This is a genomic window from Prevotella fusca JCM 17724, assembly GCF_001262015.1.
GTDB lineage: Bacteria > Bacteroidota > Bacteroidia > Bacteroidales > Bacteroidaceae > Prevotella > Prevotella fusca.
The window spans coordinates 438,233-450,724 of sequence record NZ_CP012075.1 but is presented as its reverse complement, the minus strand read 5'-3'; the positions used below and the strand labels follow the sequence as shown (position 1 = coordinate 450,724).

The 12,492-nt window shown below is 43.1% G+C and carries 10 protein-coding genes; 5 read left to right on the top strand and 5 right to left on the bottom strand.

All coding sequences use genetic code 11. From position 1 onward, the window contains the following. Nucleotides 1-231 precede the first annotated feature (231 nt). The 4 genes from ADJ77_RS14210 to ADJ77_RS09120 all read right to left on the bottom strand — a co-directional run bounded on the left by ADJ77_RS14210 (nt 232) and on the right by ADJ77_RS09120 (nt 4,785). The gene (locus ADJ77_RS14210; protein ID WP_262499356.1) at nt 232-810 is read right to left on the bottom strand and encodes a transposase; all 579 of its coding nucleotides are present in this window, start codon (nt 808-810) and stop codon (nt 232-234) included. A gap of 12 nt (nt 811-822) precedes the next feature. Beyond that, entirely contained in the window at nt 823-1,464 is a 642-nt protein-coding gene (locus ADJ77_RS14205) for a DUF4372 domain-containing protein (protein ID WP_042741117.1), read from the bottom strand. Nucleotides 1,465-1,942: 478 nt separating this feature from the next. After that, nucleotides 1,943-3,244 (bottom strand): IS1380 family transposase, encoded by a 1,302-nt coding sequence (locus tag ADJ77_RS09130; protein ID WP_050696317.1) that lies wholly within the window; start codon nt 3,242-3,244, stop codon nt 1,943-1,945. Between the two features lie 353 nt (nt 3,245-3,597). Then, nucleotides 3,598-4,785, bottom strand: coding sequence for a transposase (locus tag ADJ77_RS09120; protein ID WP_244148582.1), 1,188 nt, complete (start codon nt 4,783-4,785; stop codon nt 3,598-3,600). A gap of 474 nt (nt 4,786-5,259) precedes the next feature. On the opposite strand from ADJ77_RS09120, the gene ADJ77_RS09115 reads away from it, so the two are divergent. The 5 genes from ADJ77_RS09115 (at nt 5,260) to ADJ77_RS09095 (ending at nt 10,693) form a co-directional block, all read left to right on the top strand. Further along, the gene (locus ADJ77_RS09115) at nt 5,260-6,729 is read left to right on the top strand and encodes an alkaline phosphatase family protein (protein WP_050696315.1); all 1,470 of its coding nucleotides are present in this window, start codon (nt 5,260-5,262) and stop codon (nt 6,727-6,729) included. An 85-nt stretch (nt 6,730-6,814) separates the two neighbouring features. Then, nucleotides 6,815-7,429 carry a deoxynucleoside kinase gene (locus tag ADJ77_RS09110; RefSeq protein WP_025079128.1) on the top strand — a complete coding sequence of 205 codons (615 nt, stop codon included), beginning with the start codon at nt 6,815-6,817 and terminating at the stop codon, nt 7,427-7,429. 168 nt (nt 7,430-7,597) lie between these two features. Further along, entirely contained in the window at nt 7,598-8,218 is a 621-nt protein-coding gene (locus ADJ77_RS09105; protein WP_025079127.1) for a deoxynucleoside kinase, read from the top strand. A 331-nt stretch (nt 8,219-8,549) separates the two neighbouring features. Beyond that, nucleotides 8,550-9,482: a thioredoxin-disulfide reductase gene (trxB, locus tag ADJ77_RS09100; RefSeq protein ID WP_050696314.1), complete on the top strand. Its 933-nt coding sequence runs from the start codon at nt 8,550-8,552 to the stop codon at nt 9,480-9,482. A gap of 107 nt (nt 9,483-9,589) precedes the next feature. Beyond that, nucleotides 9,590-10,693, top strand: a complete 1,104-nt coding sequence (locus tag ADJ77_RS09095; protein ID WP_025079126.1) for a bifunctional methionine sulfoxide reductase B/A protein — start codon at nt 9,590-9,592, stop codon at nt 10,691-10,693. Between the two features lie 801 nt (nt 10,694-11,494). Here ADJ77_RS09095 and ADJ77_RS09090 read toward each other — a convergent pair. Continuing rightward, the gene (locus tag ADJ77_RS09090) at nt 11,495-12,481 is read right to left on the bottom strand and encodes an N-acetylmuramoyl-L-alanine amidase-like domain-containing protein (protein WP_025079125.1); all 987 of its coding nucleotides are present in this window, start codon (nt 12,479-12,481) and stop codon (nt 11,495-11,497) included. Nucleotides 12,482-12,492 lie beyond the last annotated feature (11 nt).

The window sequence follows — 12,492 nt, the reverse complement described above, 5'->3', positions numbered from 1 at the left end:
CCTTTCAATGACCTTATCGGCTGGTTCTACAATTCGCCCGAGTAGCAAACAAACTATCAAAGGCTTTTTTCAATACTCCGTTAATTTTTATGCTGCGTCAGCATCGAAACTAAATATCTCATTAATACTTTCTTTTATTGCTGTCCGATAAAACCTCTCCATGCTGCAATATTCTCTCTCAATCCTGCTGAAATACGCATGATTAGTTCTGATTTCAAATTCCAAGCCCCCCTAGAATAATGACAGCTCTTCTGGCGGGGCTTTTACCTGGGTAATCAATCTATCCCAATCTTTATGTGGCTGCTCAAAGAATCCTTGTATTGAGACATAACTCATGAGTAGAATCCTTATCATTGTTGCCAAGCCTGAGAAGCTCCAGGGTCTCTTTATTTTGTTCTTCACTAGTGTTATAAGCAGATTGGCTATAAGCGTAATCCATATCTGTATTTTTATAGCATTCGCACTCTCTCCATAGAAGTATCTTAGCGGGAAATTCTGTTTTATTTGCTTGAATAAGGTCTCTATTTGCCATCGTTTCTTATAGATGGCTATAATATCTTCTGCCGACATCTGAGAATCATTGGTCAGCAGAGATATTAATCTGATTTTCCCTTTCTTAGTCTTATCCTGATATGTGATTTTTCTTGCTTTATGGTAGATATCTTTTTCCTTTGTATGCTTATGGAAGAGAATGTTTTCTACACGTACAGCTCCATAATCCGTAGTCATCTCATAATCCGTATCGGCAATTCTTTCAAAGCTAAGATTACTTTTCATCTTAGTTACATATATAACGCCTTTTTGCGTCAGTTCTGAGAACTTTTAATAGTTGATATAGGCCCTGTCAAAAGCAATCAGCTCCTCATTGGCGTACCGTTCCGGAATAAGTGCAAATTGGTCATGACCAGCTGCGGATGTGAACTTGATATCGCTTGGAACATTCTCATTGGCAAATATCTCTGTATGTACTTTTATTCCACCCTTTTTCTTACCTGTTTTGGGATTACGTCCTACACCTTTAAAGACCAGGTTAGAAAACAGACTTGTTGTCGTAGAATCTATTATCTTCAGATTCTTCAGCCATTTGGGCTGTCCACAATTTCGGCTGTCCGAGTAAAGCTCATGGCGGTATTTCTCATATAAGTCCATATAGATCGAACCGAATATCTCAGAATCTCGACGTTTGTTTGCATCTGACAAGGTACTTCGACAAGGAAAATGCTTTAAACCAAGATGATTAAAGCGATTAACATTAGCAAAGAGAGAGGTCTTTATCTCACGCAGAGAGTCTAAACGCATCATTACTGCATAAAGCATGACGACAAGATGATGCCATGCGTCAAACTTCTTTATATAGTGCTCACCTCCCAGGGCTTGGCTCAGAGAGAAGATTTCATCACGATTAAAATAGTTTAACAGTTGAGCATATAGCGGCTGTCCGATAGAATGTGTACTTTTGCTCATCTTATTTCATTGTTTAATTTTGCAACTACAAAGGAAATAAGAAGGGCTGAATGTGCAAAACAATCAGCCCGTTTTTTTTATTACCTTAATTCCGCAGCATAAAATCTTGCAAGAAATCCAAGTGCCTGAGAAACAAAGTCCTCAAAACACTTGGATATGTCAGAATTTTCACCTATCTTGGTGCTGCAAACATAACAAGTAAGCAAAAAACTGACATGACAAAGGTAGCAATTAAAAACGAGAATATCACTTCCTTCGGAGGAATTTATCACATCATGGACGTTTTTTCAAAGTTGGGCTTTGAAAAACTTCCTTAATTCCGCAGCATAATTTCTTGTGAGATTTTTTTATATATTGAGATGTCTTTTGGAGCTCTATACGTTGATATGAGGCTCTTCGGGGCTTCCTGGGTCTTGCCGAAGCATGAAATCCCCCACCCAAACCAATGGGGAATATGAGGACCACAAAGAAATGCTGCTTATTCAAGGAATACTTCAGAATAGTATGCTTTATTTGTATACAGGTTCAGAACGTTCCGCCTTCCTGTTCTCACCCATTTTGCCGGTACGCTGACAAAATGCAGGATAAAGGCTTTCAGCCTGCTTGTCTTTTTCAACGGCTTGACCTTCTCGCTGATATTACGGATGAGATAGAGATAGAAGTTCTTCAGCATGGCAGTAACCATCATGAAAACCATGTTCTCAGCCATAAAGGAAAAGGGCAGATGTGCCCAGCCGAAGTCATTGTTCTGTATGTCGAAGTTCTTTTCGCTCGCTCCACGTTCATTGTAGAATGTAATGATGTCCTTCTCGGCAGATGTCCGGTTGTTGGTAAGGATACAGCGGTATGTGTATATCACTCCGAACATATCCGTCTGTTCCCTGCCGTGCTTGTCTTTCAAGGGAGTACGCTGTACGACAAGCCTGTATGACTTTCCTTCGATGAGGTCGTCCATGCTGACGGAGGTGACATCGTATCTCTCATAACCAACCTCAACGCTCTTCCATTCTTCCAGCTGGCGGAAGTCCTCGTGTCGGCTGCCGCAGTTGGCAGCACGTATATAGAACGTGTTGCAGCGCGGCTCTACGGTTCGGATGATTTCCTTCGAGAACGACCCGCAGTCGGCACGGAAACGCTCTATCACCACACCAAGCTCGGAGGTCACACGGTCCATAATGCGACGAAGCGTGTCCTCCTGATGGAATTTCACATCGGTGTTTCCGTCACGGTTCTCACCTCCGACTATGATGCCCCCGATGGAAGCCCAGCCCGGGAAATAGTCAAAATCCTGCTTGTAGGAATACTTTGCATCGAACTTGTGGGCAGGAACAAACTGGTGGTCAAAGTCCAGGTCAACATGGCTTCCCGCCTTTATAAGTCCCATTCTCCGTATCATCCGTAAAAGTAAGGTGTTCAGCTTCTCTGCAGTGTTGAAACTGTAGGACTTTCCGGAGGTTTCGCTCCTGTAGACAATATTCTCTTCGGCAAGCTCCTTCAGTCCGCGCCCCACGGTGTCGGCACCGGATAACAGCGTACCAGGTCTCTGCCTGAACTGCCCTGTAAGCGCATTGATGTCCTCAAGGCAATCCCCACCGCAAAGGTAGCTGAAGAAGAGAGAGCCCAGGATGCTTCCATGGCTGAATGCCTTGCCGCTGCATCCGCGTCTGCCCAACACGGATTCGGTAAGTTTTTCAAAGCCCAGCTTTGAAAAAACGTCCATGATGTGATAAATTCCTCCGAAGGAAATGATATTCTCGTTTTTAATTGCTACCTTTGTCATGTCAGATTTTTGCTTGCTTGTTATGTTTGTTGCACTAAGATAGGTGAAAATTCTGACATGTCCAAGTGTTTTGAAGGCTTTGTTTCTCAGGCACTTGGATTTCTCACAAGAAATTATGCTGCGGAATTAAGGAAGTTACTGAAATTCCATGAGATAGCCGATTTTATTATGTTATATATTGTTGTTTAATCTACTCTTTTTCAGATACTTATCATATTTGTTTTCTGCCACAATTTATGTTGGCTTTTGGGTGAAAACTTCGCAAACTGCGAAAATTTAACGGACTATTGAAATAAAGACAAACAGTATATATTATTAGGTTGCCGTACTATAAATCAATACTCCGTTAATTTTTATGCTGCGTCAGTATCGAAACTAAATATCTCATTAATACTTTCTTTATTTAATGTCGTGTTCGGGTTCTTCTCGAACACGTCAATAATTCGTTGCGCATAGTAGGCATTGACCATCTGCGCTTTAAGTCGACCGATGGACGTGCCAAGCTCCTTGCACATGATTTTGGCCACATTGAGTGCCGTGAATGAAGAGTTGAAGGCAAAGTCAAGTTTTCTCTTGTCGCGTGCCTGACAATCTGTAAGGCCGAGGAACTGCTTTGCGTCGCGAAAGCAGAACTCCTCTTGGAAACGTGTGGTGTAATACTCCACCACATCGCGTCCGTCCATGCTCTCATCCGTACAGAAATACAAGCGCCGACTGCCATTAGGCAACTCGTGGATGACAAGCGAAACGACCCTGTGCAAGGACTTGCACCATGCCTTGAGCGCATAGACCTTGCCGGAGGTCTCCTCCAGCTCAAGCATTTCGACTTTAGACATATCAATGTTCCTCACGTCAATCTTGTCACCTTTGACACGGGGACGGCCGGGCTTTCCCGTGGGTTCCCCGTCCCATGTGTAGAACAAGGCTGCGTCATGACGCAGGCGGCTCACAACATGGAATCCCATCTTCATTACCTTGTCGATGAAAGACCTTCTGGAGAAGGCTGAGTCGGCAACAAGAACCTTGCAGATACGCTGCAGCCTTACTATGTCGTCCTCCAATGCCTTGGCATACCAGTCGTACAGGCTCATCTCGTTTTTCTGCTCACCTTTTTCCAATGTGGTCTGCACGACCTTGAGCATCATACACTCATGCAGGTCCACGTCTATCACACCGATACCGAGGATCTCAAGACCGTGCTTTACAGCACCTGCACAGCCGGACCAGAACGTACCCACGTATGGGGTCTGCTTCCCGGACTTCTTTATGAAACTTGGATCGATGACAATGGCATTGCGACCCTTACCCTCCTTGAAGGCGAAAGCACTCAGCCACATATTCATCTCGAGCCAGTTCACGCTGCGCTCTGCCGTCTGCCGATAGCACTGCTCGCCACGATTGCCATAGCGTCCCATCTGCGTGAAATTGCATCTCCTTGGGATGACCATCAAAAGAAAAAGCATTTCCATGACGTTTGTCTGAATACTTTTGTTTAACTTTGCTCCATCTTCAGCACTAAATGCTGCTTTGCAGAGCTTCATATATCGGCTAATCAAATTGGTTATCAGCATAAACTTTATTGTTTTTTTACATCTATAAAGTTACTGAAATTCAATGAGATAGCCGATTTTATTATGTTATATATTGTTGTTTAATCTACTCTTTTTCAGATACTTATCATATTTGTTTTCTGCCACAATTTCTGTTGGCTTTTGGGTGAAAACTTAATAAACTGCAAAAATTTAACGGACTATTGAAATAAAGACAAACAGTATATATTATTAGGTTGCTGTACTATAAATATTATGAGGTTAGAAGTTTTATTATCATTGTTTGGTTGGTCTGAAATGTTTTTATTATCTTTGCACATCGTTCAGTGTCCTACTGAACTAATAACAACAAAAAGAGGAAAGAAAAAAAACGGTAACATTATAAAATACAAAATACTGATAATCTATTAGTTAAGTTGTATAAAAAATGTAAGTTTGCATCATTATTCAAACACATGACCTAAAATGAAGAAACTGCTTTTTCTTGTAGCTGGACTGCTGATTGCTACAGCTACCAATGCACAGATACAACGACCAAAGCTGGTTGTTGGTCTTGTTGTCGACCAAATGCGTTGGGACTATCTCTACTACTATTACAATGAATATGGTAACGATGGTTTGCGACGATTAATCGACCAAGGTTTCTCTTATGAGAACACACATATCAACTATGCGCCAACAGTAACTGCTATTGGACATAGTTCTGTCTACACAGGGTCGGTTCCAGCAATAACGGGTATTGCCGGAAACTACTTTTATCAAGATGACAAGAGTGTCTATTGCTGCGGTGATAAGACCGTTAAAAGTGTCGGTTCAGACAGTTCTGAAGGGCAGATGAGCCCACGACGCATGCTTGCGTCTACGATTGGAGATGAACTCCAGATAGCCACAGACTTCCGCTCAAAGGTGATAGGTGTGGCTTTGAAGGACCGTGCATCAATTCTTCCTGCAGGGCATGCTGCTGATGGTGCTTACTGGTGGGATACATCGGCAGGACGCTTTGTTACTTCTACATTCTACATGGATAAGCTGCCACAGTGGGTTGAAGACTTCAATGCGAAGAACCATACCTCCCCCAAGTTTGATATCAAGGGCTCTCCGCAGGGTGTGACCATGACATTCAAGATGGCTGAAGCAGCATTGAGAAATGAGAAACTTGGCAAGGGAAAAGACACGGATATGCTCACAGTGAGCGTTTCATCAACAGATATTATCGGACATAGATTCTCCACACGTGGCAAAGAGAACTATGATGTATATATGCAGTTAGACAAGGACTTGGCACAGTTTCTTAAAGTTCTTGATAAGGAAGTGGGCGAAGGTAATTACCTGCTTTTCCTTACGGCCGATCATGGCGCTGCCCACAATTACAACTATATGCGTGAGCATCGTATTCCAGCTGGTGGCTGGGACTATAAACAGACGGTAAAAGGTCTCAACGAACATCTGCAAGGAAAGTTCGGTATAAGCCCGGTAATGGGTGAAGATAATTACCAGTTCTATCTCAACGACTCAGTGATTTCAGCAGCAGGGTTGAAGAAACAGGTGGTGATTGACGAGTCTGTAGACTGGTTGAAGAAAGACCCACAGTTCCTTTACGTTTTTGATGAAGAGAAAGTCTCCGAAACAACAATGCCTCAATGGACTAAGGAACGCATGGAAAACGGTTACTTCCGTGGTCGTTCGGGTGAAATCGGTGTTGTTACACGTCCGCAGTTCTTTGGCGGAAAGGACTCACCTGATTTTCGCGGAACACAACATGGGCAGCCATTCCCATACGACACACACATCCCGTTCGTACTCTTCGGATGGAACGTAAAACATGGCTCAACCAGCATTGAGACACATATCGTAGATATTGCACCGACGGTCTGTGCTATGCTACATATTCAGATGCCCAATGGTTGTATAGGTAAGGCAAGAAATCAATTTTAAGTATAAACAACTATTCTCCACATGACATCTCTGATACTCTTCCGTTGGAGAAAGAAGTCAGAGGTGGACATGTGGACATTATGTTATGCACATTGCAATTGCAGGAAACATAGGTAGCGGTAAAACAACACTCACAACCATGCTTGCCAAACGCTATGGCTGGAAGCCAAGGTTTGAGTCAGTAGACTACAATCCCTACCTGGAGGATTATTATAAAGACATAAAACGATGGTCGTTCCCAATGGAAGTGTTCTTCCTGAAGGAGCGTTTCAAGGATCTGCTTGAGATAAGCCGGAGTAACGAGTCGGTTGTACAAGATCGTTCCATCTATGAAGGAGTATACGTTTTTACGGAAAACAACTATGCTATGGGAAACCTTGATGACCGTGACTACGAAACTTATATGGAACTGTTCGAGGACATGACGGATGCTGTCCGTTTCCCCGACCTCATGATTTATCTTCGTTCTTCGGTCAGTCACCTTGTTTCAAACATTGAGAAACGTGGGCGGGAGTATGAACAGAAGATGCCTTTGGACTATCTTGAGAACCTCAACAAGCGTTACGATGAGTTTATCAAAGAAAAATATAAAGGACGTGTTCTGACGATTGATGTCGACCATCTCGACTACCAACACCGCCCGAAAGACTTTGGTTTCATTACTGACAAGATAGACAGGGAACTGTTCGGCTTGTTTTAAGAAGCCAGCTATTCTAATCCTTGATTTCCTCAATAAGGAAGAAGACAGAGTACCGACAAGAGGATTAACATAACCATATAAAAAAGAAACTATAACCCACCATACATATCAATAGCCCCTCCATAGAGAGGAAAAGATTGGAAATGTGGGGATTCACATACATACACTATGCACATAGCAATCGCAGGAAATATTGGAGCAGGCAAGACAACACTTACCAAGATGCTTGCTAAACGTTACGGATGGAAAGCTCACTTTGAGCCAGTTGACAACAATCCGTACTTAGAAGATTACTATAAAGACATGACACGATGGTCTTTCAATCTGCAGATATACTTCCTCAACAAGCGTTTCCGTGACGTTGTAGAGATTTCGCAGTCAACTGATACAATCATCCAAGACCGTACTATTTTTGAGGATGCGCGTATCTTTGCACCTAACCTCTATGACATGGGACTGATGTCAGAACGTGACTTCAAGAATTATACAGACCTGTTCGACCTCATGCTCTCGCTGGTAAAACTGCCAGACTTGATGATTTACATCCGTTGTTCTATCCCACGCCTCATTGACCATATTCAACAACGTGGACGTGATTACGAGCAGACAATGCGAATAGACTATCTCCGTGGTCTTAATCAGCGGTACGAAGAATGGATTAAATCGTATAAAGGGCATCTGATGATTGTTGATGGCGACACAACTGATTTCCAGGAAAACCCGCAAGACTTCAAACGTGTCACTGACATGATTGATGACCGTCTCTTTGGATTGTTCCCGATGGAGTAACTTCCTACCCCAACTTTCCCAGGCTGATTGTCACTAACCATCGGACAGTGAAAGAAAAGGAGACAAATTGGCAGCTATAGCTTAAAGTTATCATCATCTAACAACTGCCCTCCATCTCCTTTCATAATTCCATCACAGCCTATCAAAAGTTCCAATTATCCTTTGTTTGTAAGTCATTCCATCTTTTTTAAAGAATTTATAATGACTTTTTCAAAGGACTTGGCAGACTATTTGGCATAATGTTTGTATTGTAATAAGTACAAAGTATTAATCCGGCCCATCTTAGGATTACCCTCCTATACAACGGGCAAAAGACACATTATATATAGATATGGAAAAAGTAAAAACCCTGATAATTGGCAGCGGACCCGCAGGTTACACTGCAGCTATCTATGCCGGGCGTGCTAATCTCCAGCCAGTACTCTACTCTGGTCTGCAACCTGGTGGACAACTGACAACGACAACCATCGTGGAAAACTTCCCTGGATTCCATGAAGGCATTGATGCCAACCAGCTGATGGAAGAGATGCGTCAGCAGGCTAAACTCTATGGTGCTGACCTTCGTGACGGTTCTATAGTAAAGGCAGACCTCAGCAGCCGTCCTTTCCTTCTCGAAGACGAACGTGGTAACCAGATTGAAGCTGAAACTGTCATCATCGCAACAGGTGCCAGTGCAAAGTACTTGGGCTTGGCTGACGAGGAGAAATACCGTGGACAGGGAGTCAGTGCATGTGCAACCTGCGACGGCTTCTTCTATCGTAAGCGCACAGTAGCCGTTGTCGGTGGAGGTGATACGGCCTGCGAAGAGGCAATGTATCTCTCTGCTCTGGCAAAGAAAGTATATATGATTGTTCGCAAGCCCTATCTGCGTGCTGCAGAGATTATGCGTAAGCGTGTGACAGAGAAGGATAATATCGAAATCCTTTACAACACCAATACGCTCGGACTTTTTGGAGAGAACGGTGTTGAAGGTGCTCATCTCGTTCGCTTTAAGGGTGAAGAAAACGAAGAGAAGTACGATATTGACATTGACGGTTTCTTTCTTGCTATCGGTCATACACCTAACACCGACCTGTTCAAAGGTCAGCTGGAAATGGACGAGCATGGATTCATCATTACCAAGCCAAAGTCTACAGCAACCAACATAGAGGGTGTCTTTGCAGCAGGTGATGTGGCAGACCCAACCTATCGCCAGGGTGTCGTAGCTGCTGGTACAGGTGCGATGGCAGCTATTGAGGTTGACCGTTTCTTACAGAAACAGTAAACATAATTAATATAAAGAAGGGTGTTTCGGAATCCGACGAACTGGATTCTGATACACCCTTTTTATCCCTTGACTATATTTTAATCACATTATAAACACTACAAACTATGCGTAACATTTTATCCATACTGGGTACACTGATTCTTCCCACCTTTGTTGAAGCTGCCACCTGCAGCCTGCTTATGACGGGAACAGTATCTTGTACAAATAAGACGAAGACAGCTATGACACAAACAGATTCTATCATTGCTCCAAAGACAAAGTTCACACGCCCCGATGATGCTACCCTGCGGAAGACACTTACTGAAGAACAATATGCCGTAACCCAGCAGGCGGCTACTGAGCGTCCTTTTACTAATGAGTATGACCACGAGTTCAGAGAGGGTATCTATGTAGACATTACAACCGGCGAACCGCTTTTCTCGTCGACAGATAAGTTTGACTCCGGCTGTGGTTGGCCCGCTTTCTCGAAGCCTATCGACAAGAAACTTGTCACGAGCCATACAGACACATCACACGGCATGCTGCGTACGGAAGTGCGGAGCAAGACCGGCAAGGCTCATTTGGGACACGTCTTTGACGACGGTCCAGCCGAGTCTGGAGGAAAAAGATATTGTATCAACAGTGCTTCATTGCGTTTCATTCCGCTCGAAGAAATGAAGGCGAAAGGCTACGGAGCATATATAAAATTAGTCAGACCTATGAAAGAAATTTATGTTGCAGGCGGCTGCTTCTGGGGAACAGAGCACTACCTAAAGCAGATAGAAGGCGTTACAGCTACTGAAGTGGGTTATGCTAACGGCGTCATCAAGAACCCTACATACGAAGAGGTGTGTACAGACAAGACACAGTTTGCTGAGGCTGTACACATCAGCTACGACCCAAAGGTTATCAGTCTGGAGTTTCTGCTGGGCTTATACTTCAAATCCATTGATCCTACCAGTGTGAACCAGCAAGGAAATGACCGTGGCAGTCAGTATCGAACAGGCGTATACTACACCGACCCGGCTGACCTGCCGGCAATCAAGAAAGTTTTTGAGGAGGAGCAGAAGCATATCAACGGGAAGATTGCTGTGGAGGTAAAACCGTTGAGGAACTTCTATAAGGCAGAAGAATATCATCAGGACTATCTTGACAAACACCCTACCGGCTATTGCCACCTTCCTAATGCACTCTTTGAGTATGCCCGCAAGGCAAAGATGAAGAAATAGGATTTTGCAAGAATAAAACCATACAGGGGCAAGTCCGACAGCATTTTTATGATAACAGTAAGGTCTGGAAACAGAGTGTGCCTTACCATTGTGTAAAAATCCAGCCCCTGTTGATCATCTAATTCTGCATGGTAATTTGTACTGAATTATATTTGCAAAATAAAGCAACCGTTCTGTTCAAAAGCACTGAAAAGAACGGTTGCTTTTTACTTATATAACTAATATTATATCAATCAATTACGTAAACGGAAAAATAGAAGGTGCTTAATAGCACTGCAACTAAGCATTAATTAGACTTCAACTAGGCACTAATTGAATGCCAATTAAGGATTCATCCGTTAAATGCGTGGACACTTTTCGTATAGCTTTAGCGGAAGAACTGGAGTTATTTATTAAATAAAACATAGTCAAGACCGTCTTGGCTACCTACTTTATTATCATCCTCCGACGCAGAAAACCTTTTCATTTTAATACTTTGAAATCGCAGACAACAGCTTGAAAAATCATGACATAATTTCGGGTAAAATGTCTACAGATAAAAGCAAAAACACGTGTAAAAAGTAAGTTCGCAACTAACAGTAAATCAATTAGTTATAAGGTCGTGCAAGAAAAGGTGCTTAATTGGACTTCAAAAGGGCGTCAGTAAGATCTCAAAAGGGCATCTGTTGCAAGTCAATTGGGCGTCTTTTCAAAGCCAAAAGACCATGTGTTGGTTTTGAGTTGTATGAAAATAGTTTACAAACATTGGTTGGTATGGGGCATTATCAGTTTCAGCGTTGTCATAGCTTGTTCTTTTACATATCACTTGATTCGGGCAACTCGTATTCCGAGATTAGCCGGGCGGGACATCATATAGTTGTAGAGGGTCTCTATTGGGTCAACGACTCTATTGCCGTTCTTTCTAAGATTAGAAGCATTCATCAGGTGAAGTCTGTCCTTATGCCATATGGCAAAGCCGAGATGTGTCGTATCAAGTTCACGTTTACTGGTAACGATTGCAATGATGTCACCATCATGAATGACCTCCCGAAGAAGTCTGCTGTTACAGAGCAGACTCTTGGGAATATAGCGCAGCTTTGTCCCGTTAGTAGCATCTTCCAACTTCTTCAGTTCTTCAACACGTCCGGGATTGTTCTTCAACATATCATACAGCCTTGCATTCAGACTCATATAGTTGATTTTCAACGTCTGAACAGCTGTGAAAGGCGGATTTGGAGAATCAATTTCCGAGACAAAGCCCATACGCTCATTATCTTCAAGCCACCAGTGGAAATAATGCAGACGGTTCACATAGCTCATCTTGCCGCCACGATAGCGTATCTGTTCTAACTGACGGACATAGTCAGAAAAACGTGTCTCACCCTTTCTGGCACAAAGCGTCAGAGCTGTTACAGCTTCAACGTATGTGGTACAGTCCAATTCGTGCAGGTTGACAACCAGTTTTTCCTCCTCATTTCTGTCCAAAGTATGAGCTACGTATGGCACGCCAATAAACTTCCGTGCAATCTTCATTACAAGCTGCCCGTTAGAAAGCTCCTGTCGCTGTGGTACAATCTCCTGTAAAATCTGACACACCAATACACTGTCAGCCTTGGTATAATCGTCGGTATAATCAGGCAGAACATCGCTGTCTGGTGCTGACAAAGTAGTAAGGTCAGCATATAAGTTGCGTCGTGATGTCTCTACGGAATCATCTGTTACATGCTGCTGTCTGCCTTGTTCTGTCTTGGCTCCACATGCAGAGAGGATAAAGAGAGCAAAACCGATAAGAATATATTTGCGTTTCATATCAAAAATCC